Below are 23,010 nucleotides of genomic sequence, written 5' to 3'. Positions count from 1 at the left end.
ATCGGCTTGCGGAGAGGATGACGTGCGCGGCCCAGGCAAAATGCGACTGCTCCGGCGCTCGCGCGCCCTGGTCGTCACGCCGCGCTACTGGCGGCAGCGGCTGGTCTTCTGGCTCGGGGCGCTCGCCATCGGCCTTGTCAGCGCCGGTTTCGCGCGGCTGGCCGACGAGGCCCAGCAGCTCTTTTCGGAGATCACCGGCCGGCAGGACGGGCTGCGCTTCCTGCCCCTGCTGGTGACGCCCCTGGGCTTCGGCCTGTGCGCCTTCATTGCCGCGCGCTTCGTGCAGGGCTCTCAGGGCAGCGGCATTCCCCAGGCCATCGCCGCGCGCCACCTGCGTGACGACGCCGAGCGCTCCCGCTTCCTGTCGCTGCGCATCGCGACCGGCAAGATCGTCATGACCGTCATCGGCCTGCTCTGCGGCGCCTCGATCGGCCGCGAGGGGCCGACGGTGCAGGTCGGCGCCTCGATCATGCTGCAGGTGGCCCGCTGGGGCGGCATGGTGCAGGCACGCGGCCTCATCCTGGCGGGCTCTGCCGCCGGCATCGCGGCCGCGTTCAACACGCCGCTCGCCGGCATTGTCTTCGCCATCGAGGAGATGAGCCGGACCTACCAGGCCCGCACCAACGGCATCGTGCTCTCGGCGGTCATCATCGCCGGCCTCGCCTCGCTGGCCATCGTCGGGAACTACACCTATTTCGGCTTTACCAACGCGACGGCCGAACTCAGGCGCGACGGGCTTCTGGTGCTCTGCTGCGGCGTCCTCGGAGGCGCTTTCGGGGCCTGTTTCAGCAGCTTCATGGTCGCGCTGACGCGGCGTATCCGACGTTGGCGGGCCGCAACTCCGCTCCGGCGCACCTTGATCGTCGCTGTCGCCGCCGGCTGCCTCGTCGCCGTCATCGGCGTCGCCTCGGACGGAACGACCTTCGGCACGGGTTACGCCCAGGCGCGCAGCGCCATCGAAGGCACGCCGCTGCCGGCCTCCTTCTTCCTGGCGAAATTCCTGGCGAGCCTGGCCTCGTCCGTCTCCGGAATTCCGGGCGGGCTGTTCGCGCCGTCCCTGTCGGTCGGCGCCGGGCTCGGCAGCACGCTGGGCGCCCTTCTCGGCTCTCCGATCGGTCTTGCCGCCGTCCTGGGCATGGCCGGATATTTCTCGGGCGTGGTTCAGGCACCGATGACGGCTTTCGTCATCATCCTCGAGATGACCGGCAACCACGACAACGTCATCGCACTGATGGCGGCATCCGTGCTCGGCTACGGGACTGCCCGGCTGATCACGCGGGAGCCGCTCTATCACGCGCTGTCGCGCCTCTTCATCGCGGATGTCCTGCGCCAGCGGCGAGTCCAGGCGACGCCATCGACGGCGTGATCCCCGGCTTGCGGGAAGGCCCGGCGAATGCCGGGCCTTCTTCACGCGGGCAGCGGCGCCCGATCAGATCGACGCGTCCTTCTGCCGCTCGGCATATTCGGCCTGGAGCCGCTCATGCACGGACCAGAAGCCGCGCGGCCTGGCGCCGGTGAGCTGATCCTCGAGCAAGCCCAGATGCAGATGCCAGCCGCTCGAGACCATCGCCATCCGGTCCTTCGTCGCCAGCCGGCGATGCGTCAGCACGAGGCGGACCTTGTCGCCGGCTTCCGACAGCGCGAATTCGACATCCGAATCCGGATCGCCCATGCCGGTCCAGTTGAAGGCGAAGCGATACGGCGGCTCCCACGCCGTGACCGTGCCGGTCATCAGCTTGCCCTCGTCGTTCATCTTGCGGGCACTTTCCGGCGGCGGCTCGTCGGTGATCCGCGAATGCTTGAAGAACAGCGCGACCTCGCCGCCGACATGCGGCTCGACATCGCCGCCGCAGAACCATGTCGCCCGCTTGTCGCCTTCGGTGACATAGGCCCAGACCCGTTCGATCGGCCCCGGCAGCAATCGCTCGAAACGCACCGCGCCGCTTTCCAGAACAACACCATACGCGCTCATGGCTACTCTCCCTCGCCCGCATCGGGCTTTGCCAGTTCTTTCTCCAGCAGATCGAGATGCGCGCCCCAGAAGCCGCGCACCTTGCGCACCCAGGCCTCGAAGGCGTCGAGTCCGGCCGGATCGAGGCTGTAGATCCGCCTCTGCCCGGCCACCTCGACCCGCACGAGCCCGGCTTCCTTCAGCACCTTGAGGTGCTGCGAGACAGCCGGCGCGCTCATCTGGAATCGCGCCACGATCTCACCCGCGGCCAGCGGCCTCTCCCCCAGCATCTCCACGATCTGGCGGCGCGTCGGTTCGGCGAGGGCGGCAAAACGATCCATGGACCAATAATTCGTCATTCACTTAATTAAGTCAACAATTAAATTATGGCCTGCATGGCGCCATGCCGTCTGCCGGGGTTGCCAGTGCGCGGCGCCTGGGCCAGTGGAAGCGCGCCCGAGGAACCCTGCCCATCATGATCCCCCGCAACGCATCCCTGACCGGCATCGCTGTGATGCTGTTCGGAATCCTGCTGTTCTCCCTCAACGACGTGATGGGGAAATGGCTGGTTTCGACCTACACGCCCGGCCAGCTCATGCTGCTTCGCAGCGCCGCCGCGCTGCTCGTGCTCGCGCCCTTCATCCTCAGGCAGGGCATCCGCCGCACCTTGCGGCCCGAGCGCCCGCGCCTGCAGCTTCTGCGCATGGCGATCGGCGCGACCGAATCGACGCTCTTCTATGTCTGCGTCGCCCATCTGCCGCTGGCCGATACGATGACGCTCTGGATGGCCGCGCCGGTCTGGGCCGTCCTGCTCGCGGCCCTGCTGCTCGGCGAGCGTGTCGACCCCGCTCGCTGGGCCGCCGCCGGCCTCGGCTTCCTCGGCGTCGCGCTGGCGCTGGCGCCATCGGGCGCGAGCTTCTCGCCCCCGGCGCTGCTGGCGCTGACCGGCAGCGTGCTTTTCGCGGCGCTGCTGATCGCCGGACGCAAGCTGCGCGGCACGCCCGACGTCACGCTGGTCGCCTGGCAGACCTTCGGCTCGCTGCTCCTCGGCACGGCCCTGCTGCCGCTCGGCTGGGTGATGCCCACCCCGCGCGATTTCGCCCTGCTCGGCCTGCTCGGCATCGTCGCCCTGCTGGGACATCTGTGCGTCACGCGCGCGCTCAAGCTGGCCGAGGCGTCGGTGGTCGCGCCCTATCAATACACCTTCATCATCTGGGCCCTGCTCTTCGGCTGGCTGTTCTTCGGCGACTGGCCGACGCCGCTGATGCTGTGCGGCGCCGCCCTGATCGTCGCGGCCGGCCTCGCGCTGATGCTGCTGGAGCGGCGCGCGGCGGGCATCGCCGGCCGAGCCGCATCCCGCGATCGGAGCGCACATGCCGGCAGCGCCTGAGACATCCCGCCGGCTAGCCTTGCGACGCGCGGCCCCGCCTGTCGCCTGACCGCCCTGCGCTGAGTTCGTAGCGACGGGCTTGGCACCGACCCGCATGGCAGGCCAAGAATGCCCGATGCCCTGCCGCGCTCGCGAAGCGGACCGAATCCGGGGCCGGAGGAAACCATGGCGCTGATCACCTATCTCACGACGATCAAGTTCGGCTTCGGCGAGATCGCCGGCATCGAGGCCGATCTGGCCGGACTCGGCATCGCCAGGCCGCTGATCGTCGCCGACAAGGGCATCGTCGCCGCCGGCCTCGTCGACGCGGTGAGCCGGCATGCCGGCGTTCTGAAGAACGCGCCCGTCTTCGGCGACACGCCCACCAACCCGACGGAGGAGGCGGTGGAAGCGGCGCTGGCGCTCTATCGCCAGCATGGCTGCGACGGCCTCGTCGCCATCGGCGGCGGCTCGCCCCTCGACCTCGCCAAGGGCGTCGCCCTGCTCGCCACCCATGACGGCCCGCTGGAAACCTATGCGGCCATCCTCGGCGGTATTCCCAAGGTCACGGCCGGGGTCGCGCCGGTTGTCGCGATCCCCACCACCTCCGGCACCGGCAGCGAGGTCGGCCGCGCCGCGCTGATCACGCTGAAGGATGGGCGCAAGCTCGGCTTCATCTCGCCGCATCTGATCCCGCGCCTCGCCATCTGCGATCCTGAATTGACCATGGGCCTGCCGGCCTGGCTCACCGCCGCCACCGGCATGGACGCCGTCACCCACTGCATCGAGACCTATCTCAGCCCGCGCGAGAACCCGCCGGCCGAGGCGATCGCGCTCGACGGCCTCCGGCGCGCCGTCGCCCATATCGGCCGCGCCGTGAAGGACGGCTCCGACCGCGAGGCCCGCAAGGAGATGATGATGGCCGCCCTGCAAGGCGGCATGACCTTCCAGAAGGGGCTCGGCGCCGTTCACGCCCTCTCGCACCCGCTTGGCGGATTGAAGGAGGTCTCGCTGCATCACGGCACGCTCAACGCCGTGCTGCTGCCGGCCGTGCTGCGCTTCAACGCCCCCTCCGCAGAAGCGAAATATGCCGAGATCCGGCGCGTGCTCGGCCTCGCCCCGGACACCGACTTGGCCGACTGGATCGCGAAGCTGGTCGCCAGCCTCGGCATGCCCGCCACCCTCACGGCGATGGGCGCGCCGCGCAGCGTCATCCCGGCGATCGCCGAGGCCGCGACGCTGGACCATTCGAGCGCGACCAATCCGCGCCCGGCGACGGCGGCCGACTATGCCGCGATGCTCGAAGCCTCCTTCTGACGAAGAGCAGCCGCCTCAATAGAGGCGGCTGCGATAGGCCTCTTCGAGATTGCGGTCGGCTTCCTCGGCCTCGACCATCCGGGTCTGCTCGGCGACGATGCGGCCGAGCGTCGGGAAGCTGTGGCGCGGCACCTGGCTGGACGGGTCCCACAGCTTCGCGCGGATCAGCGCCTTGCCGCAGTGGAAATAAGCCTCCTCGACCGTCACGATCAGCCCGGTCAGCGGCGGCCGCTGCTGCACCGTCGAGGGGGCGAGCAGCTCGGCATCGCGCGTCATCAGCGCCTTGCCGTTGACCCGCAGCGTCTCGTTGATGCCCGGCACCATGAAGACGATGCCGACGCCCGGCGAGGCCAGGACATTGCCGAAGCTGTCGACGCGATTGTTGCCGCGTCGGTCGGGGATGAGCAGCGTCCGCTCGTCGAGCACGCGCACGAAGCCGGGCCCATCGCCTCGCGGGCTCGCATCCACCCCACCCTCGCCGTCGCTGCTTGCAAGCACCAGGAAGGGCGAGAGCGCGATGAAGTCGCGGCAGAAGCGGTCGAGCCGGTCCAGCACCTTGCTCGCCGCCACCGGATTCACAGGGCCGATATGGCTGCGCAGCGAGGCAGCATCCTCAATGCGCGCTGCGGGGTCGTCGAAGCAATCGTCCATGTTACCTCCCTCGTTGCCGCGATTGTCACCCAAGCTGGCCTGTCCGGCCAGCCCGCGCGCGCTGCCCGCGCCCTACGCCGAACGCAAGGCTGGCCGGCGGGCGGGCCGAAATGCCACGGCCACGCAGCATCGCGGCCTCGCGAAGCGCGATGCCTTGACCCCTGCGGGGCGGAGAGCCATCGTAAGCGCAACCAGCGTTCTGCCTTTACGAGGCCTGATTCCATGCGCCGCGCCCTGCTCCGTACCGCCCTTGTCTCGCTCGCCTGCCTGGCGGGCCTCAGTGCCGCCGAGGCTGCCGGAGGCCGCTATGTCGCGCCGCCGGACCGCGCCGAGGCGCGTATCGTCCCGATGTACGGCAATCTGCCGGGCTGCGACGACCCGGCGGTGCTCTCCCATCTGTCGAGCTGGTTCGATTCGCGCGAGGCCAAGTTCTGGGGACCGCTGCGGGCGCTCTCCTATGACCGCATCGCGCAGCTCGGCTTCCGCCCCTGGGGCGCCGACTTCATTCCGCGGCGCTTCTGCTCGGCCCGCCTGCTGCTGAACAACGGCATCTATCACCGTGTCGATTACTCGGTCCGCGAAAATCTCGGCCTGTTCGGCATGACCTGGAACGTGAACTGGTGCGTCGCCGGCCTCGACAGGGAGCGCTCCTACGCACCCGACTGCAAGATGGCCCGGCCCTGAGCGTCCTGCGATGATCGGGCGCATCGCCCTGGCGGCCTTCGCCTGGCTCTGCCTTGCCGGCGCCGCGCAGGCGCAAGGCTTCGGCCAGCGCGGCGGCGCTCCGGGTGACTTCGATTTCTATGTGCTTGCGCTCTCCTGGTCCCCGGGCTTCTGCGAGCTCGATGGCGACCGCACGCGCAATCGCGAGCAATGCGCCGGGGGCAGCGGCCTGCGCTTCGTCGTTCACGGCCTCTGGCCGCAATATGAGCGCGGCTTTCCGAGCGATTGCGGCCCCTCCGGCCGGTCGCCCTCGCGCATGGCGATGACGGAGGCGGAGGGCGTCTATCCGACCGAGGGCCTTGCCCGCTACGAGTGGCGCAAGCACGGCACCTGCTCCGGATCCAGCCCTGCCGATTATTTCCGCGATGCTCGCCGCGCCCGCGACAAGGTCGTCGTCCCGCCGGCCCTCGCCAAGGCCGACAGCGACCAGAGCTGGACGGTCCTCGACCTCGAACGCGCCTTCGTCGCCGCCAATCCGGGCCTGCGCACGGACATGATGTCCGTCTCCTGCAAGCGCGGCGTGCTGCAGGAGGTCCGCATCTGCCTCAGCAAGGATCTGCGCGACTTCCGCACCTGCCAGGAGGTCGATCGTTCGGGCTGCCGGGCGCGCGAGCTCACCGTCGTCGCGCCGCGCTGATACGGATTATCGCCTCCGCGTCTCCGAAAACCGCATCCCACTTTTCGGGCGGATGCTCTAGAAGCGGCGCATGAACTACCGCCACGGCTTCCATGCCGGAAATTTCGCCGATGTGCTGAAGCACGCCGTCCTTGCGCGCATCCTGCTGCATCTCGACGCCAAGCCGACGCCTTATCGCGTCATCGACACCCATGCCGGCGTCGGCCGCTACGATCTCGGCTCGGAAGAGGCGCTGCGGACGCATGAATGGAAGGATGGCGTGGCGCGGCTCGACCGCTCGCCGCTCGCCCCCGCCGCCGAGGCGCTGCTCGCGCCCTACCGGGCAGTCCTTGCCGCGGTCCGCGCCGAGCATGGGCCGGATGCCTATCCGGGCTCGCCCTGGTTCTGCCGCCACGCCATGCGCCCGTTCGACCGGCTGATCGCCGCCGAGCTCCATCCGCCGACCTATCGCAAGCTGGCCGAGGTGCTGGGGCGGGACTCGCGGAGCAAGGCTCTGGCCATCGACGGCTGGACGGCGCTGCGCGCCAACACCCCGCCGAAGGAACGGCGCGGCCTCGTGCTGATCGACCCGCCCTTCGAGGAGAAGGACGAATTCGCCACGCTGACCACGCAGTTCATCGCCGCCCATCGCAAATGGCCGACGGGAATCTACATGCTCTGGTATCCGATCAAGGACCGGCGCGCCGTCGCGACGATGGTAGAGGAGGTGCTGGATGCCGATATCGGCCGCCTGCTGCGGCTGGAGATCGACGTCGATCGCCCCGAAGCCGCCGGCGGTCTCGGCGCCACCGGCCTGCTGATCGCCAATCCGCCCTGGAAGCTCGCCGAGGACATGCAGATCTTGCTGCCCGCGCTGACCGAGCGGCTCGCACAGGGCCAGCGGCCGCGCTATCTATGCGAGCCGCTCCGCTCCGACGGCTGACCGCCCTCTCCTTTTCCTCCAGGATTCCCGACCGATGCTCGTCCTGCGCTCCTCCCCCGCCTCGCCCTTCGGCCGCAAGGTCAAGATCGCGGCCCTCGAACTCGGCCTGATGGACCGTATCGAGATCGTCGTGGCCGACACCACCGATCCGGCGGAGCCGCTGCGCCGGCAGAATCCGCTCGGCAAGATTCCGACACTCGTGCTGGAAGACGGCATGACGCTGTTCGATTCGCGCGTGATCGTCGAGTATCTCGACCATCTCGCCGGCGGCGGAAAGCTCATCCCGGCCGGCGAGGCCCGCTTCGCTCAGCTCCGCCTGCAGGCCCTCGCCGATGGCATCTGCGACGCGGCCTTGCTGCAAGTCTATGAGGGACGCTTCCGGCCGGAAGCGGGCCGCAACGCCGACTGGCTCGCCCATCAGACCGGCAAGGTCTCGCGGGCACTCGCCACGCTGGAGACGGCCCCGCCCGCCTTCACCAACCGCCCGCGCATCGGCGAGATCGCGCTCGCCTGCGCGCTCGGCTATCTCGATCTACGCTTCGCGGGCACTTGGCGCGCCGACTATCCCAAGCTGGTCGCCTGGCTCGATGATTTCGCGGCCCGCGTCCCGGCTTTCGAAAGCACGCGCTTCAAGGGCTAGTGTCTGCTGCGTTTCATGGAAACGCGGGTCATCCCAGCCGGAGCGAAGCAAAGAGCCGGGATCCATGCCTGAACCTTGATCGGACGCTCCGGCGGGGATCCCGGGTCAAGCCCGGGATGACCACGTAGCTCTGTTATCAATCGGCGTGCTCCAAGACGGTCCTGCTCTGCTCGCCAACGCTCCCCCGATCGAAAGAAGCCCGGCGCTCGCGAAAGCGCCGGGCTTTATTCTTGTGGCTTTGTCGAAGCGCATGTCTCGCGCACAACAAAAAACCCGGTGGCCGAGGCCACCGGGTTGCTCAAATCCGATGTGATCGGATCAGAACTTGTAGCTCAGGCGGGCGCGGACGACCGAGAAGTCGGTGCCGACCTTGGTGCCCGAGCCGGCGAGCACGCTCTTCTCACCGAGGTCGACGTAGAGGTACTCGACGCCGGCGATGATGTTGTTGGTGACAGCGTACTCAAGACCACCACCGATGACCCAGCCGTTGGTGTGGGTCTTGTCGGACGAGAAGCCGAGACCCGGGATCGAGGTCTTCACGTTGCCGTAAGCCCAACCACCGGTGATGTAGGGCAGGAACCGGTCGAAGGCGACGCCGACGCGGCCACGGACCGTGCCGAAGTAGTCGGTCTTGACATTGATGCCGCTGAAGCTGTTGCCGCTGCTCAGGTCAGCGTACTGCAGGTCGGCTTCGAGGCCGAGCACGAACTGGCCCATCTGGTAGTTGTAGCCGATCTGGCCGCCGCCGGTGAAACCATCGACGTCACCAACGTTGGCGAAGCCGTCGGCGTTCACGTTGCCCCAGCCGTAGCCGGCGTTGCCACCGACGTAGAAACCGGTCCAGGTGAAAACCGGCGGGATGTAGACCGGGGCAGCGACCGGGCCCTTGCGCGACGGCAGGTCGGCAGCCGAGGCGGCGCCGGCAGCGATGATGCCGAAAGCGGCAACGCTCGCGAGCAGATACTTCTTCATGACAAACTCCTTAGTCGTCGCGGTCGCCGGAAAGCCCGGCGGGTGATTTCGATGACGATGGTATAGAACCTGTCGTCGCTTTTGTCTGTTGCACCGGAAGCACATCTACCTTGCAGACCGCGGCAGAAATGCGGCACGAATGCGATAACTGAATGCAAATAGGTAAAGCCGAGTTAACCACGGCCGTGAAAGCCAGCATGGTAAATCGAATACTAATAGAACGCCGCTGGCATCTCGGCGGCCATGGAGAACCGGTCGAGAAACGCCCCGGCTTGCGCAAGGTTCCTCGACCGGTACGAATCTTTTTTCATGCGCGAAGAACCTCGGCGCACTCGTCTTGCCGCCCTTCGTCAAGCGTGCTTAAGCGTTGAAATCTCAGGGATCGAACGAGACCGTGCCGCCTCTTTCCATTTTCATCATCGCACTGAACGAAGCCGACCGCATCGGCCACACCATCACGGCGGCCCGCTCCCTGAGCGACGACATCGTCGTGGTGGACTCCGGCTCGACCGATGGCACGCAGGCCGTGGCGGAGGCGCTCGGCGCTCGCGTCATCTTCAATCCATGGCCCGGATATGGCCGCCAGAAGCGCTTCGCCGAGGATCAGTGCCGCCATGATTGGCTGCTCAATCTCGATGCGGACGAGGTGCTGCCGCCCGATCTCGCTGCCGAGATCGCGGCCCTGTTCCAGGCCGGGATGCCGCCGGCCGACGCCTACAAGACGCGAATCGCGGAGATTTTTCCCGGCGAGAAGGCCCCGCATCGTTTCGCCTATGCCTTGGCGCCCGTGCGGCTCTACCGCAAGTCGAAGGGACGCTACTCGCTGTCCCCGGTCCATGATCGCGTCGATCTCGAGCCCGATGCGCGGGTCGGCAAGCTGAAGGGCACGATCCATCACTTCTCGGTGCGCTCGCTCGGCGAGCAGATGGAGAAGCTCAACGCCTATAGCGACGCTCAGGCGGACGACCTCGACGCGCGCGGTGAGACCATTTCAGTCTTCCGCCTCCTCGCCGAGTTCCCGGCGAATTTCATCAAGGCCTATATCGGCCGCCGGCACGCGCTGCGCGGGCTCTACGGCTTTATGACCGCGATGAACTTCGCCTTCTACCGCTATCTGCGCGCCGCCAAGCATTGGGAAAGACGCCTGCAGCGCGACGCCGGCATCACGCCGCCGGGCGCTTCCGTCGGCAAACGCGCCAACGATGACTGAGGTCGCGCTCGTCACCGGCGGCGCGCGGCGAATCGGGCGCGCCATCGTCGAGCGGCTGTCCGATGCCGGCTATGCCGTTGCGATCCATCACGGCAGCGGCCGCGGCGAAGCGCAGGAACTGGCGAATCGCCTGACGGCGGCGGGGCGTTCCTGCGGCGTCTTTCAGGCGGATCTCGCCGATGCCAAAGCGGTTCGCGCTCTGCTGCCGTCGGTCGAAGCCGCGCTCGGGCCGGTCACGCTATTGGTCAACAACGCCTCGAGCTTCGTTATCGACGATGTGCGCTCGCTCGACGTCGCAATCTGGGATCGTCAGTTCGCGGTCAACCTGCGGGCGCCGTCCCTGCTGATCGGCGCCATGGCCGAGCGCCTGCCGCCGGATGCGAACGGGGCGGTCGTCAACATCGTCGACCAGCGCGTCTGGAAACTGACGCCGCAATATTATTCCTACACGCTGACCAAGGCTGCCCTGCTGACGGCGACCGTCACGCTGGCCCAGGCGCTGGCGCCGCGCATCCGGGTCAACGCCGTCGGCCCCGGCCCGACCTTTCCCAACCCGCATGACGGACAGCGGCTGATGGAGCAGGAAGCGGCGGCGACGCTGCTCGGCCACCGCGTCGCCGCGGAGGAGATCGCCGAGGCGGTGCTGTATCTGGCCCGCGCCCGCTCGGTGACCGGGCAGATGATCGCCGTCGATGCCGGCCAGCATCTGGGCTGGCGCACGCCCGATATCGTCGACTGATCAGACCGCGCCGTCCGGCCGATAGGGCGCACGCCCGCTCGACAGCGCCGAGTCGAGCAGTTCGAGCCGGTCCTGCCCCCAGAACACCTCGCCGTCGAGCACATAGCTCGGCGCGCCGAAGACACCGGCCGCCACGGCCTCCGAGAGCGTCGCCTCATAGCGCTGCCGCACGGGCTCGCTCGCGGCCTGCCCCAGCAGGGCTTCGCCATCGAAGCCCGCACGCACGGCGCAGGCCCGAATCGCCTCCGGTTCCCGCATATCCTCCTCGCGCGCCCAGACGCCGGCCATCACATCGGCGATGAAGCCGGCCGGATCGGCGCCGGCCGCGAGGATCGCGACAGCGACGCGGTCCGCCAGCGAGGGATCGAACGGGAAATGCTTCGGCTCGAGCACGAGCGGCAGCCCGCGCCGCTCGCGCCAGCGCTGCAGATCGACCAGGCGATAGCGCTGGCGGACGGGATGCCGCTTCGGCAGCGGCAATCCGCCGGTCTCGTCGAAGACCGAGCGCAGCGGCATTGGGCGGTAGACGATGCTCGCGCCATGCCTGCGCGCGATCTCGTGGAAGAGCTCGTTGCCCAGATAGGTCCAGGGCGAATGCAGCGAGAAGTAATATTGGATTGAGCGTGGCACGACGGGACACCCGGCAGGAGCAGCGGAAACGCCGCAGCTTCGCAGCCGTCCCTGCGGTTGCGCAACGCCTGGCCGCGCAACCCCGCTCCGCGCAGCGTCCCCGAACGGGGACGCCGATGTGCCGGCGCCCTCAGGCCGCCTTGTTCTTCACGGCGCCGATGATCGCGGTCAGGACCGCGCCGCCGACGCCGCCGCCGATCAGGTTGGTGAGAATGCCGCCGACGCTGAGGTTTCCGCCTTGCGCGGCCGCGCTGATGGCCGGCAGCACCAGAGGGATGAGCTGGCCGAGCACGCCGCCGCCGACCAGCCCGGAAATCGTGTTGCCCAGAGTCCCGAGATCGAAGCTGGGAGTGGCCTTGCCGGCCGCGTTGCCACCGATCGCACCGGCGATCAGGTTCATCAGGATTTGTTCCATATCGGCCCCCGCAGACGAATGCACCGCGCCAAGAACGTCTCTGAGCCGGGGAAGCGATGCATTCCAGCCAGCTTGCAACGACGATGATGCCTCGACCTGGGGTTGTCGGCAAGCGGCGCGGCGGTTTCCTCAACCGCTTCCTGCTCAGTCGAGGGTGATCGCCGAGATCAGCCGGCCGTAATCGGGCTCGCCGCGATGCGTCGTGCGCCGATAGCTGAAGAAGCGCCGCTCGTCGCCATAGGTGCACAGTCCGAGATCGACGAATCGGCCGATGCCAGCCTCCTGCGCCTTGAGCCTGATAAAGGCAGGCAGGTCGAACATCGCATGGGCCGCGCGCTCGGATGGCGTGAAGAAGCGCGAATAGGTCCGGTTCTCGGCCTTGAAGCGCTCGATGAATTCCGGCCCGACCTCATAGGCCGCCGCGCTGATCGTCGGCCCGAGCACGGCAAGGATGCGCTCGCGCCGTGCGCCGAGCTTTTCCATCTCCTTCACGGTCGCGCCGACGACGCCGCCGAAGGCGCCCTTCCAGCCGGCATGGGCGGCGCCGATGACACGTGCCTCGCTGTCGGCGAAGAGAATCGGTCCGCAATCGGCCGTCGAAATGCCGAGCGCGACATTCTGCGAGATCGACACCATCGCATCCGCCCGGGGTTTTTCGCTTTGCCAAGGGCCGGTGACAACGGCGACATCGGGTGAATGCACCTGATGCACGCTGACGAGCTGGTCGGGCTCGACATGGAGATGCCGCGCCATCCGCGCCCGGTTGTCCCGCACCGCAGCCGGATCATCCGAGGAGCCGAGCCCGCCGTTGAGCGAAGCGTAGATGCCCGTCGAGACGCCGCCCTCGCGTGTGAAGAAGGCGTGGCGGATACCGGCTTCGGCGGCGAGTTCGGCGGAGGTGATGAACATGGCGTCGTCCCGTCTGGCGCGAATCCCGGGTACCCCGGCCTTCGCAGCTCTCAGCCCTGCTCTGGCAGCCGATGAAGGTCAAATCCGGGCAGCAGCGGCAGGGCTGGATGAGAGAACGCCACAACCTTGAACAAATCGCCCATACCGGCCTCGCCCGGCGCAATCAGCCGGTCGAACGCATCCGATATCGCCTGGCGCTGCGCAGTGTCCGCCTTCTGAGACAGGGTCTGCGCGCGCTGCGCCAGCCCGAGCGCCAGCAAAAAATCGCGCTGCGTCGCCGGCCCGTGCAGCGCCGCACCGGCCTTCAGGGCCGCTTGCCCCATTCGCTCGAAATCGACATGCACCGTCAAATCCGCCTCGCCCGGCTCGGCCAGCGGATCGACGAAGGCGTGCCGCTTCATCGCCTGCAGCGTGTCGCCGAGACCCGAATGCATCGAGCCGTAATCGATGAACAAGGCACCGCCGCCCGCATTCGCGAGATGGCGCGCAACCTCCGCAACGACGTCGAGCGCGGCAAAGGGCTGCTCGAAAACGCTGCCGGCCGGCGCGGCGATCTTCAGCGAATCCTCGCCGACCAGCGCCAGTCCGAAGGCAAGCCCTCCATGATCATCCAGCCCGACCAGCCGCTCATGCCAGCCTTCCGCCGTCATCACGAACTGGTCGAGCGGCAGCGCGTCGAGGAGTTCGTTGGCCAGCACGATCGCCGGCCCGTCGAGCGCCGTCGCGACGGTATCGTGCCAGACAGGCTCGGTTCCGCTCAATGTCGCGGCCTGCTTCGCCCGCAACACCGGGCTCGTCTCGACGAGATGGACCGAGAGCGCGGCGTGGAAGCCGGGCACGATCCGCGTCGCCCGCAGCACATCCGCCATCAGCGTACCACGCCCCGGCCCGAGCTCGACCAGCCGGAAGCGCGCGGGCGTACCCATCGCCTGCCAGAGATGCGCGGACCAGAGGCCGATAAGCTCGCCGAACATCTGGCTGATCTCGGGAGCCGTGGTGAAATCCCCCTCCTGCCCGAAGGGATCGCGCGTCATGTAATAGCCATGGCGCGGATGGCCGAGCGCCAGCGCCATGAAGCGCGAGATGGGCAAGGGCCCCTCGTCGCGGATCAGGCGGATGAGCTCCGCCTTGAGCGTGGTCACGCCGCCTCGCGCCGGCTCGTCGCGATCAGCCAGATCCCGGCGGCCAGCACCGGCAGGGACAGGAGCATGCCCATGGTGATGCCGCCCGAGAGCGCATCGACCGAGCGACCGAACAGGAAGCCGAGCTGCGGATCGGGTTCACGGAAGAACTCGCAGGCGATGCGAGCCAGCGCATAGCCGATGCCGAAGACGCCGGCGACGAAGCCGGGCCTGCGGAACCAGCCCGTCCAGACCAGCAGGTTGACCAGCGCGAAGAGCAGGATGCCCTCGGAGAAAGCCTCGAAGAGCTGGCTTGGATAGCGCGGCAACGGGCCACCATTCGGGAACACCATCGCCAGCGGGAAATCCGGTGCCACCCGGCCCCAGAGCTCGCCATTGATGAAATTGGCGATGCGCCCGAGGAAAAGCCCGATCGGCACCACCGCTGCGGCCAGATCGAACACCGACAGCACGGGATAGCCCCGCCTTTTGGCGAAGAGCCACAAACCGAGCGTCGCGCCGATCAGCCCGCCATGGAAGGACATGCCGCCCTGCCAGATCGCCAGGATGTCCTGCGGCCGTTGGATGTAGCGTGGCAGATCGTAGAACAGCACGAAACCGGTGCGGCCGCCGAGCACGACGCCGAAGGCGACGAAGAGCAGCATGTCGTCGAGCTCGACCGGTTTCGGCCGCGGCCGCTTGCCCCAGAGCCGGTCCGTCGCCACGAGCAGCCGGGCATACCACCAGCCGCCGAGCAGCCCGACGACATAGGCGAGCCCGTACCATTTGATCGCGAGGGGCCCGATCTCGACCGCGACGGGGTCGATCATCGGGAAGGGAATGGCGAAGACGGGCATGGCGAGGTCCGATGGCGGGCGCATGGTGATGGCCGCGCGCCCGCTCAATGGTCAAGGAAAAAGGCTGGCGCGTGGCGCGCCGCGCCTCAAAGCTTGATGATCAGCTTGCCGAAGTTCTTGCCTTCCAGCAGGCCGATCAAGGCTTCCGGCGCGTTCTCCAGCCCCTGAACGACGTCTTCCTTGTATTTGACGCTGCCATCCGCGATCCAGCTCGCCATCTCCTTGCGGAAGGCCGGTCCCTGGGCTGCGACGAATTCGCGCTGGATGAAGCCGCGGATCGTCAGGCTCTTCGACAGCACCTCTCGCATCAGCATGGGCAGCCGGTCCGGTCCCGGAAATTCCCCGCTCGCATTGTATTGCGCAACAAGGCCGCAGACCGGAATGCGCGCGAAGGTGTTGAGCAGCGGAAAGACCGCATCCCAGACATGGCCGCCAACATTCTCGAAATAGACGTCGATGCCGTTCGGGCACGCAGCCGCCAGCTTGCCGGCCATGTCGGGATCACGATGGTCGATCACCGCATCGAAGCCGAAGGTCTCGCGCACGAAAGCGCATTTCTCCGGTCCGCCGGCGATGCCGACCGCCCGTGCACCCTTGATCCGCGCGATCTGCCCGACGGCCGAACCGACCGGCCCGCTCGCCGCCGCGACGACGACCGTCTCGCCCGGCTTGGGCTGGCCGATGGTGAGCAGCCCGGCATAGGCGGTGAAACCCGGCATGCCGAGCACGCCGAGTGCCGTCGTCACCGGCGCGTTCGCCGGGTCGAGCTTGCGCAATTGCGCGGCGCTGGCCGCGGCATGCGACTGCCAACCGGAATAGGACAGCACGATATCGCCGGGCTTGAAGGCAGGGTCGCGGCTTTCGATGACTTCGGCAACGGTGCCGCCTTCCATCACCTGCCCGATTTCGGTCGCGGCGGCATAGGATTTCGCCGCGCTCATCCGCCCGCGCATATAGGGGTCGAGCGAGAGATAGAGGATCTTGAGCAGCACCTGCCCTTCGGAAATCGCCGGGATGGCGGCCTGCTCGAGCCGGAAGTTCTGCGGCGTCGGACGTCCCTCCGGTCGTGAGGCGAGGACGATCCGGGTGTTTTCGAATTGCGACATGGATTGCGATCCTCCCTGACGAACGACGAAGCGCCATAGCCTGCCAATATGGCGCCGCCCCGCCGGATCGACAGCTCAAAATCGGAGCTGTCGCCTCACCAGTTCGAATGTCGATGGTCGCGTACGCTGTTGCCAGGCGGCGATCACCTTGTCGGCGCTGTCCGAAACCTCGGCCATGCCGTCGACCTCGAAATCATAGGAGCTGTAGGAATGGACGCGCGAGAAATCGCGCCGCGCATCGCCGAGCGGCCGGTCACCGCGCGCGATCTCGCGTCGCTCCAGTTCCTCGAGCGCGCAATGCACGCCGACGAAGAACACGTCCTGCCCGGCGAGCGTCCTGACCAGACGCTCGAACCAGGCCGCGTTCTCCACGATATGCTCGACGATCAGGTCGTTGCCCGCCTCGACATAGGCCAGCAGCGAGCGCTCGAAGCCGATGAAGAACGGCTCGCGCATGGTGCGCCAGTCGAATTCCTTGCTGCGGATGCGCGCCGTCGGCAGCACGCCCGAATCGCGCAGATGGTCGATCGAGATATGCCAGAACGGCGTGTCGATCCGGCTCTGCAGCGCCCGCGCCAGCGAGGATTTGCCGCTGCTGGAGGCGCCGTTGAGCAGGATGATGCGGCCGCGGCGCGGCGGTTGCCAGGTCGTCATCGCCATCTTCCGCATGATCCTTCGGTCGGTTCCGTAGCGTTCCGCGTTGCAGCGCACACGGCTCCCTTTAAGCTTTGCAGCACGCCGCCGAAAGCAAGACAGGAGCCCCGCCCGATGAGTCGAGACACCATCCGAGTCGAGCCGTTTTCGAGCTGGGGAGAACGTCTGAAGGTGCCGGTTTCGACAGTCGTCCGCCACAACGACACGCTCTATGTTTCAGGCATCCCGCCTTTCGACCCCGCCACCGGCGAGATCGTCCAGGCGCCGATCGAGCGTCAGACCGAGATCGTCCTCGATCAGATGAAGCTGTGTCTCGAAACCGCCGGCTCATCGCTCGGCAACGTGCTCAAATGCAACGTCTATTGCACCTCCGCCGCTCATTTCGCGACGGTGAACCAGGTTTACGCACGCTACTTTCCCAAAGATCCTCCGGCCCGCATCTTCCTCTGCGTGCCCGAGTGGTTCGGTCCCTTCGACATCGAGATCGATTGCATCGCGGCGGCGTGATCCAAGCGATATCGCGGGAAGACGCCGGCTCCTGACATGACGAAACGGCTCGTGCATCCTACATGAGCCCCATGAGTCGCGAACGTCAGGACGATCTACCGCAGGACGAGTTCGAGGACGAGGAGGACGCCCTCCCCGCCGAGCCGGCGCTCGACATTGCCGAGGCCGCCCCCGGCGCGCTCAAAGCCGGCATCGAGGTCATCCAGCAATTCGCCAAGCACCTGCCGAACAGGCCGGGCGTCTACCGGATGTTCGATCGCGCCGGCGAGGTGCTCTATATCGGCAAGGCCAAGAGCCTGAAGAACCGCGTGACCTCCTACGCCCGCGGCATGGCGCATACCAACGCCGTGGCCCGGATGATCGCCGAGACGGCGAATATGGAGTTCGTCACCACCGGCACCGAGACCGAGGCGCTGCTGCTCGAGTCGAATCTGATCAAGCAACTCCGGCCGCGCTACAACGTGCTGCTGCGCGACGACAAGTCGTTCCCCTATATTCTGCTGACAGGCGATCACGAGGCGCCGGCGATCCTCAAGCATCGCGGCTCACGCCATCGCAAAGGCGATTATTTCGGCCCCTTCGCCTCGGTCTGGGCGGTCACGCGCACCATCGACGCGTTGCAGAAGGCCTTCCTGATCCGCACCTGCTCGGATTCCTTCTACGAGAACCGCACCCGCCCCTGCCTGCTCTTCCAGATCAAGCGCTGCTCCGGCCCCTGCACCGGCGAGGTCTCGATCCCCGAATACCAGGCGCTGGCCGGCCAGGCCCGCGACTTCCTCTCCGGCCGCTCCTCGGCGGTGAAGCAATTGCTTTCAACCCGCATGCAAGCCGCCGCCGAGGAACTGGAATTCGAGAAAGCGGCGCGCTACCGCGACCGCCTTGCCGCGCTTTCGGCCGTTCAGGCCGGGCAGGACATCAATACGCAGGGCGTCGAGGAGGCCGACGTCTTCGCCATCGACGAGCAGGCCGGGCAGTTCTGCGTCGAGATCTTCTTCTTCCGCAACCACCAGAACTGGGGCAATCGCGCCCTCTTCCCGCGCGCCGACCGCTCATTGACCCCGGCCGAGGTGCTCGCCTCGGTGGTCGCCCAGTTCTACGACGACAAGCCGCCGCCGCGCCTCGTCCTGCTCTCGCATCCGGTCGAGGAGATCGAATTGATCGCCCAGGCGCTTTCAGCCCGTGCCGGCCGCAAGGTCGAGGTCGCCCATCCCAAGCGCGGCGAGCGCGCCGACCTGATGGCCCATGCCGTCAAGAATGCCCGCGAGGCGCTTTCCCGGAAGCTCGCCGACAATGCCGGCCAGAGCGCCTTGCTCGCCGCGCTCGGGGCGGCCTTCGGCATGGAGAGTGCCCCGCGCCGGGTCGAGGTCTACGACAACTCCCACATCATGGGCACCAACGCCGTCGGCGGCATGATCGTCGCCGGGCCCGACGGCTTCATGAAGAGCCACTACCGCACCTTCAACATCTCGACCGACACCATCGCCGGCGATGATTTCGGCATGATGCGCGAGGTGCTGACGCGAAGGTTCGCGAAGTTGGCGAAGGAAGAAGGCATCATCCTCAGCCCTCATCCTGAGGAGGCCGCCGACGCGGCCGTCTCGAAGGATGCTCCAGAGGGCGACGGAGCCTCGACGACCATCCTTCGAGACGCGCCTGCCGGCGCTCCTCAGGATGAGGGCTCGGGCGGAAAAAAACGAAAGGCGGCCAAGCCGCGCAAGGATGAGGATGGCTTCCCGTCCCGCCCCGACCTCGTCATCGTCGATGGCGGCAAGGGCCAGTTCGAGGCGGCCCGCAAGATCATGGCCGAGCTCGGCGCCATCGACATCCCGCTTGTCGCCATCGCCAAGGGGGCCGACCGCAACGCCATGCGCGAGACCTTTCACATGGCCGGCAAGGAGCCGTTCAAGTTGCAGCCCCGCGATCCCGCGCTCTATTTCATCCAGCGCCTGCGCGACGAAGCCCATCGCTTCGCCATCGGCACCCATCGCGCCAAGCGCAAGCGCGAAACGATGAAGAACCCGCTCGACGAGATCCCCGGCATCGGCCCCTCCCGCAAGCGGGCGCTGCTGCTGCATTTCGGTACGGTGAAGGCGATCCAGCGCGCCAAGCTCGACGACCTCATGCGCACCCCCGGCGTCAACGCCGCCACCGCCAAGGCCGTGCATGATTTCTTTCACGATGCCTGAGCTTTCTGACGCCCTCGCGGTTTTGCGTGTTGACGCTGCGACCGCGGCCTTGCTTTGGTGTTCGCCGTGACAATTCTTCCAGACGCCATCAGGCGGCGCGGCCCCTGGTCGCTGCCAAACCTCCTCACCTACGGCCGGATCCTGGCGATTCCGGCGCTGGTGGCGATCCTGTTCTGGCCGCGCGACGACTGGATGCGCTGGCTCGCGCTGGGAATCTACACGGTCGCCGCCATCACCGACTATCTCGACGGCTACATCGCCCGCGCCTGGAGCCAGCAATCGGCGATCGGCCGCATGCTCGACCCCATCGCCGACAAGCTCCTCGTCGCCGCCTTGCTGCTGATGCTGGTCTATACCGGCCAGATCGAGGGCTGGACGCTCTGGGCCGCCATCGTGATCCTCTGCCGCGAGATCCTGGTCTCCGGCCTGCGCGAGTTCCTGGCCGATCTCAAGGTCAGCGTCCCCGTCAGTAAGGTCGCGAAATGGAAGACGACGGCGCAGCTCTTCGCGCTGGGCTTTCTCGTCGTGGGCCCGGCCGGCGACAAGGTCCTGCCCGGCAACACGCAGATCGGCATCGTGCTGCTCTGGGCAGCGGCGGGCCTGACGATCTACACCGGCTGGGATTATTTCAACGCCGGTATCCGCCATCTCGTCGAGCAGGACGAGCGCATGCCATGAACGCCACCGCGCCCCTGGCGGCCACCCGCACCGTCAAGCTCGTCTATTTCGCCTGGATGCGCGAACGCGTCGGAGTGCCCAGCGAGACGCTCGACATTCCAGCCGATCTCGCCACGATCGCCGATCTCGTGCGCTGGCTGAAAACGCGTGGCGAGAACTACGAGGCGGCCTTCGCCAATGAGGCGGTGGTGCGCGCCGCGCTCGATCAGGTCCACGCCAAGCCGCATGCCGCGCTCGGCAGTGCCCGCGAGATCGCCTTCTTTCCGCCGATGACCGGCGGCTGAGGCCGCCATGACGCCCATCATCCGCATTCAGCACGAGGATTTCGACCTCTCGGACGAGATCGCGGCGCTGAGCTACGGCCGCGCCGATATCGGCGCCGTCGTGTCCTTCATCGGGCTCTGCCGCGATGAAGCCGGCACGCTCGCCGCGCTCGAGCTGGAGCATTATCCCGGCATGGCCGAGGCCGAGATCGCCCGTGTCGCGGCCGAGGCGGCGGCGCGCTGGCCGCTGCTCGGCCTCGTCGCGATCCACCGCTACGGCCTGGTCCGTCCGGGCGAGCAGATCGTAATGGTGCTGGCGGCCTCCGCACACCGCCGCGCCGCCTTCGAGGTCGCCGATTTCATGATGGACTACCTCAAGACCCGCGCCCCGTTCTGGAAGCGCGAGCACCGCGCCGACGGCACGCTCGGCGGCTGGGTCGAAGCCAAGGCTGGTGACGACGATGCGGCAGAGCGCTGGAACCGGTAAAGCTCCGAACAGGACGAAGAGCCCCGGCCGGCTCGCCCTTGCGGCCGGGCTGTGGCTGAGCGCCGTTACCGCGGCCGTCGCGGCGAACGATCCCAAGACCTTCCGCGACTGGATGGCCGGCTGCGACAACGTCAAGACCTGCACGGCGATGTCATTGCCGCCCGAGGCGGCCGAGACGGTCGCCTATCTGCGGCTCGAACGCCCTGCCGGCCCCGACGGCAGGGCCCGCCTCCTGCTCAGGCTTCGCGGCGACTGGAAGAAGCCGCCCGCCACGATCCAGCTCAAGCTCGACGGCGCCGCCTTCCCGGCCGGCGGCAAGCCGCTTTCCGCAACGGCGGATGGCGATGTGGTCACGGTGACGTTCTCGGCCGAGGACACCGCCGCGCTGATCGAAGCTGCCCGCAAGGCGGCGAAGCTGACGGCAACCGCACCCGGCGTGGCCGGCAGCATCTCGCTCGCCGGCTCCGTCGCCGCGATGCTCTGGATCGACGAGCAGCAGGGGCGGCTCGGCACGACCACGGCGCTCGTCCGCAAGGGCGCGAATGCCACCGTTCCGCCTGCTCCCGCCCTGCCGGTGGTCACGGCCATGCCGGCGCCGCCCATGCTCGATATGAAGGCGGCGAAGCAGCAGGCCGCGCGGCTGCGCGCGGAATTGAAGAAACGCAGCCCCGATGCCTGCGAGGATGCTGCGGCCAGTGATGACGAAGCCTGGGCGCTGAGTGACAAGCGGACCCTGGTGGCGCTCGCCTGCTCGCGCGGAGCCTACAATCTGTCGTCGTCGTTCTTCGTCATGCCCGAGAACGAGCCCGCCAAGGCGACGCCGCTGCGCTTCGCGGATGGCGACGGCAACGACGGCAACGAACTGACCAATGCCAGCTTCGATCCGCGCACCGGCCATCTCGCCTTCTTCGCCAAGGGGCGCGGCATCGGCGATTGCGGCGTGAGCGGCGGCTATGCCTGGACCGGCAAGGATTTCGCGCGCACCGAACTCGCCATGATGGGCGAATGCCGGGGCATCGCGCCCGAAGACTGGATCACGCTGTATCGCAGCGCGAACCGCTGAGGATGCCATTCCCGGAGCCGGCTGAAACGCCGGCACCGGGATATTCTGAAGGAGAGGCCCGGGTCAGACCCGGGCACAAGGGCGCTGTTTCACGCCGCCTTCGACTGCGGGCGCACCGCCGCCGAGTAATCTTCCATGATCACCTTGCCCATATTGCCGGTGATGAAGTTGTACGGACCGACCTCGGCGACCAGCGTCACCTCGGCGGCCGAGCCTGTGATGAAGCACTCGCTGAAGCCTTCGAGCTCCTCCGGCCGGATGCGCCGCTCCACCACCTCGAAGCCGCGCTGCCGGCACAGTTCGATCACCGACTGACGGGTCAGGCCGTTGAGGAAGCGGTCGGCCAACGGGGTGTGGATCACGCCGTCCTTGATGAAGAAGATGTTGGCGCCGGTGCATTCGGCGACATTGCCCTCCCAGTCCAGCATCATCGCGTCGGCATAGCCCGCGCGCTCCGCCTTGTGCTTGGAGAGCGAGCAGATCATGTAGAGTCCCGCCGCCTTGGCATGGACCGGCGCGCAGGCCGGGTCCGGCCGGCGATAGTCGGCGATATCGAGGCGGATGCCCTTCAGCTTCGCCGCCATGTCGAACATGCTCGGCCACTCCCAGACCGCGATCGCGGTATGAATGGTGTTGTTGATGCCGGACACCGCCATCATCTCCGAGCCGCGCCAGGCGACCGGGCGGATATAGGCGTCCTTGAGCCCGTTTTCCTTCAGGCAGAGATACTTGGCCTCGTCGATCTCGGCGACCGAATAGGGGATGGTGAAATCCATGATCTCGGCGGACTTGTGGAAGCGCTTGGAGTGCTCCGTGCACTTGTAGATCACGCCGTCATAGGAGCGCTCGCCCTCGAAGATGCAGGAGCCGTAATGGAGCCCATGGGTCAGTACGTGAATCTTCGCGTCCTTCCAGGGCACGAGCTTGCCGTCGAACCAGATGACGCCATCGCGCTGGTCGAAAGGAATGACTGACATGGGACCTTCTCCTGGGTGCTTCCTCA

27 protein-coding genes are annotated in these 23,010 nt (G+C 67.3%); 15 read left to right on the top strand and 12 right to left on the bottom strand.

All coding sequences use genetic code 11. The features are described from left to right. The first annotated feature begins 40 nt into the window (after nucleotides 1–40). Nucleotides 41–1,366, top strand: a complete 1,326-nt coding sequence (locus IED13_RS07895) for a chloride channel protein (RefSeq protein ID WP_210323546.1) — start codon at nucleotides 41–43, stop codon at nucleotides 1,364–1,366. Nucleotides 1,367–1,429: 63 nt separating this feature from the next. Here the strand turns inward: IED13_RS07895 and IED13_RS07890 are convergent, their stop codons facing one another. Continuing rightward, nucleotides 1,430–1,972 carry an SRPBCC family protein gene (locus IED13_RS07890; protein ID WP_113252600.1) on the bottom strand — a complete coding sequence of 181 codons (543 nt, stop codon included), beginning with the start codon at nucleotides 1,970–1,972 and terminating at the stop codon, nucleotides 1,430–1,432. Nucleotides 1,973–1,974: 2 nt separating this feature from the next. Continuing rightward, a complete protein-coding gene (locus IED13_RS07885) occupies nucleotides 1,975–2,292 on the bottom strand; it encodes a metalloregulator ArsR/SmtB family transcription factor (protein WP_038359166.1) in 318 nt (105 codons plus the stop codon). Nucleotides 2,293–2,426: 134 nt separating this feature from the next. Between IED13_RS07885 and IED13_RS07880 the strand changes: the two genes are divergently transcribed. Beyond that, a complete protein-coding gene (locus tag IED13_RS07880; protein ID WP_210323545.1) occupies nucleotides 2,427–3,341 on the top strand; it encodes a DMT family transporter in 915 nt (304 codons plus the stop codon). 165 nt (nucleotides 3,342–3,506) lie between these two features. Further along, entirely contained in the window at nucleotides 3,507–4,637 is a 1,131-nt protein-coding gene (locus IED13_RS07875; RefSeq protein ID WP_112762742.1) for an iron-containing alcohol dehydrogenase, read from the top strand. A gap of 15 nt (nucleotides 4,638–4,652) precedes the next feature. On the opposite strand, the gene IED13_RS07870 is transcribed toward IED13_RS07875, so the two are convergent. After that, nucleotides 4,653–5,288: a pyridoxamine 5'-phosphate oxidase family protein gene (locus IED13_RS07870; protein ID WP_051987526.1), complete on the bottom strand. Its 636-nt coding sequence runs from the start codon at nucleotides 5,286–5,288 to the stop codon at nucleotides 4,653–4,655. Nucleotides 5,289–5,510: 222 nt separating this feature from the next. Between IED13_RS07870 and IED13_RS07865 the strand changes: the two genes are divergently transcribed. The 4 genes from IED13_RS07865 to IED13_RS07850 all read left to right on the top strand — a co-directional run bounded on the left by IED13_RS07865 (nucleotide 5,511) and on the right by IED13_RS07850 (nucleotide 8,210). After that, nucleotides 5,511–5,972 carry a hypothetical protein gene (locus IED13_RS07865; RefSeq protein WP_038359169.1) on the top strand — a complete coding sequence of 154 codons (462 nt, stop codon included), beginning with the start codon at nucleotides 5,511–5,513 and terminating at the stop codon, nucleotides 5,970–5,972. A gap of 10 nt (nucleotides 5,973–5,982) precedes the next feature. Next, nucleotides 5,983–6,648: a ribonuclease T2 family protein gene (locus tag IED13_RS07860; protein WP_113252604.1), complete on the top strand. Its 666-nt coding sequence runs from the start codon at nucleotides 5,983–5,985 to the stop codon at nucleotides 6,646–6,648. 70 nt (nucleotides 6,649–6,718) lie between these two features. Next, entirely contained in the window at nucleotides 6,719–7,570 is an 852-nt protein-coding gene (locus tag IED13_RS07855) for a 23S rRNA (adenine(2030)-N(6))-methyltransferase RlmJ (protein WP_191123852.1), read from the top strand. A gap of 34 nt (nucleotides 7,571–7,604) precedes the next feature. Then, nucleotides 7,605–8,210 carry a glutathione S-transferase family protein gene (locus tag IED13_RS07850; RefSeq protein WP_191123851.1) on the top strand — a complete coding sequence of 202 codons (606 nt, stop codon included), beginning with the start codon at nucleotides 7,605–7,607 and terminating at the stop codon, nucleotides 8,208–8,210. 318 nt (nucleotides 8,211–8,528) lie between these two features. Here the strand turns inward: IED13_RS07850 and IED13_RS07845 are convergent, their stop codons facing one another. Beyond that, nucleotides 8,529–9,182 (bottom strand): outer membrane protein, encoded by a 654-nt coding sequence (locus IED13_RS07845; RefSeq protein ID WP_113252607.1) that lies wholly within the window; start codon nucleotides 9,180–9,182, stop codon nucleotides 8,529–8,531. A 394-nt stretch (nucleotides 9,183–9,576) separates the two neighbouring features. Between IED13_RS07845 and IED13_RS07840 the strand changes: the two genes are divergently transcribed. Together IED13_RS07840 and IED13_RS07835 are read left to right on the top strand one after the other, a co-directional pair. Then, a complete protein-coding gene (locus tag IED13_RS07840; RefSeq protein ID WP_191123850.1) occupies nucleotides 9,577–10,392 on the top strand; it encodes a glycosyltransferase family 2 protein in 816 nt (271 codons plus the stop codon). Next, the gene (locus tag IED13_RS07835) at nucleotides 10,385–11,131 is read left to right on the top strand and encodes an SDR family oxidoreductase (protein WP_191123849.1); all 747 of its coding nucleotides are present in this window, start codon (nucleotides 10,385–10,387) and stop codon (nucleotides 11,129–11,131) included. Before IED13_RS07840 ends, IED13_RS07835 begins: the two co-directional genes overlap by 8 nt. On the opposite strand, the gene IED13_RS07830 is transcribed toward IED13_RS07835, so the two are convergent. From IED13_RS07830 to IED13_RS07800, 7 genes are all read right to left on the bottom strand, one after another. Beyond that, nucleotides 11,132–11,761 (bottom strand): 2-hydroxychromene-2-carboxylate isomerase, encoded by a 630-nt coding sequence (locus IED13_RS07830; RefSeq protein ID WP_038359183.1) that lies wholly within the window; start codon nucleotides 11,759–11,761, stop codon nucleotides 11,132–11,134. 130 nt (nucleotides 11,762–11,891) lie between these two features. Further along, nucleotides 11,892–12,161 (bottom strand): hypothetical protein, encoded by a 270-nt coding sequence (locus IED13_RS07825; RefSeq protein ID WP_318652234.1) that lies wholly within the window; start codon nucleotides 12,159–12,161, stop codon nucleotides 11,892–11,894. Between the two features lie 159 nt (nucleotides 12,162–12,320). Then, complete coding sequence (gene pgeF / locus IED13_RS07820; RefSeq protein WP_112762749.1) at nucleotides 12,321–13,085, bottom strand: peptidoglycan editing factor PgeF; 765 nt, start codon at nucleotides 13,083–13,085, stop codon at nucleotides 12,321–12,323. A 50-nt stretch (nucleotides 13,086–13,135) separates the two neighbouring features. Beyond that, entirely contained in the window at nucleotides 13,136–14,227 is a 1,092-nt protein-coding gene (locus IED13_RS07815) for a class I SAM-dependent methyltransferase (protein ID WP_191123848.1), read from the bottom strand. Then, nucleotides 14,224–15,063, bottom strand: coding sequence for a prolipoprotein diacylglyceryl transferase (lgt, locus tag IED13_RS07810; protein ID WP_038360149.1), 840 nt, complete (start codon nucleotides 15,061–15,063; stop codon nucleotides 14,224–14,226). The genes IED13_RS07815 and lgt overlap by 4 nt, the downstream gene beginning before the upstream one ends. Nucleotides 15,064–15,149: 86 nt before the next feature. Next, on the bottom strand, nucleotides 15,150–16,169 hold the full coding sequence (locus IED13_RS07805; protein ID WP_191123847.1) for an NADP-dependent oxidoreductase: 1,020 nt from the start codon (nucleotides 16,167–16,169) through the stop codon (nucleotides 15,150–15,152). Nucleotides 16,170–16,244: 75 nt separating this feature from the next. After that, nucleotides 16,245–16,823, bottom strand: a complete 579-nt coding sequence (locus tag IED13_RS07800; protein ID WP_038360152.1) for a chloramphenicol phosphotransferase CPT family protein — start codon at nucleotides 16,821–16,823, stop codon at nucleotides 16,245–16,247. Between the two features lie 114 nt (nucleotides 16,824–16,937). Between IED13_RS07800 and IED13_RS07795 the strand changes: the two genes are divergently transcribed. The 6 genes from IED13_RS07795 (at nucleotide 16,938) to IED13_RS07770 (ending at nucleotide 22,007) form a co-directional block, all read left to right on the top strand. Beyond that, nucleotides 16,938–17,330, top strand: a complete 393-nt coding sequence (locus IED13_RS07795) for a RidA family protein (RefSeq protein WP_133562846.1) — start codon at nucleotides 16,938–16,940, stop codon at nucleotides 17,328–17,330. A gap of 71 nt (nucleotides 17,331–17,401) precedes the next feature. After that, nucleotides 17,402–19,516, top strand: a complete 2,115-nt coding sequence (uvrC, locus tag IED13_RS07790) for an excinuclease ABC subunit UvrC (protein ID WP_191123846.1) — start codon at nucleotides 17,402–17,404, stop codon at nucleotides 19,514–19,516. A gap of 66 nt (nucleotides 19,517–19,582) precedes the next feature. Beyond that, nucleotides 19,583–20,194 carry a CDP-diacylglycerol--glycerol-3-phosphate 3-phosphatidyltransferase gene (gene pgsA / locus IED13_RS07785; protein ID WP_038360155.1) on the top strand — a complete coding sequence of 204 codons (612 nt, stop codon included), beginning with the start codon at nucleotides 19,583–19,585 and terminating at the stop codon, nucleotides 20,192–20,194. Next, nucleotides 20,191–20,478, top strand: coding sequence for a molybdopterin converting factor subunit 1 (gene moaD, locus IED13_RS07780; protein WP_051987528.1), 288 nt, complete (start codon nucleotides 20,191–20,193; stop codon nucleotides 20,476–20,478). The genes pgsA and moaD overlap by 4 nt, the downstream gene beginning before the upstream one ends. A 7-nt stretch (nucleotides 20,479–20,485) precedes the next feature. Then, nucleotides 20,486–20,944, top strand: a complete 459-nt coding sequence (locus IED13_RS07775; protein ID WP_191123845.1) for a molybdenum cofactor biosynthesis protein MoaE — start codon at nucleotides 20,486–20,488, stop codon at nucleotides 20,942–20,944. Beyond that, on the top strand, nucleotides 20,919–22,007 hold the full coding sequence (locus tag IED13_RS07770) for a DUF1176 domain-containing protein (RefSeq protein ID WP_191123844.1): 1,089 nt from the start codon (nucleotides 20,919–20,921) through the stop codon (nucleotides 22,005–22,007). The genes IED13_RS07775 and IED13_RS07770 overlap by 26 nt, the downstream gene beginning before the upstream one ends. Before the next feature lie 89 nt (nucleotides 22,008–22,096). On the opposite strand, the gene IED13_RS07765 is transcribed toward IED13_RS07770, so the two are convergent. Continuing rightward, a complete protein-coding gene (locus IED13_RS07765; protein WP_038359202.1) occupies nucleotides 22,097–22,984 on the bottom strand; it encodes a branched-chain amino acid aminotransferase in 888 nt (295 codons plus the stop codon). Nucleotides 22,985–23,010: the final 26 nt, after the last annotated feature.

The sequence above is a fragment of the Allobosea spartocytisi genome (genome assembly GCF_014764685.1).
In the GTDB taxonomy this organism is placed as follows: Bacteria; Pseudomonadota; Alphaproteobacteria; order Rhizobiales; family Beijerinckiaceae; genus Allobosea; species Allobosea spartocytisi.
The sequence above is the reverse complement of the archived record's forward strand: the minus strand, read 5'-3'. Positions and strand labels throughout refer to the sequence as shown.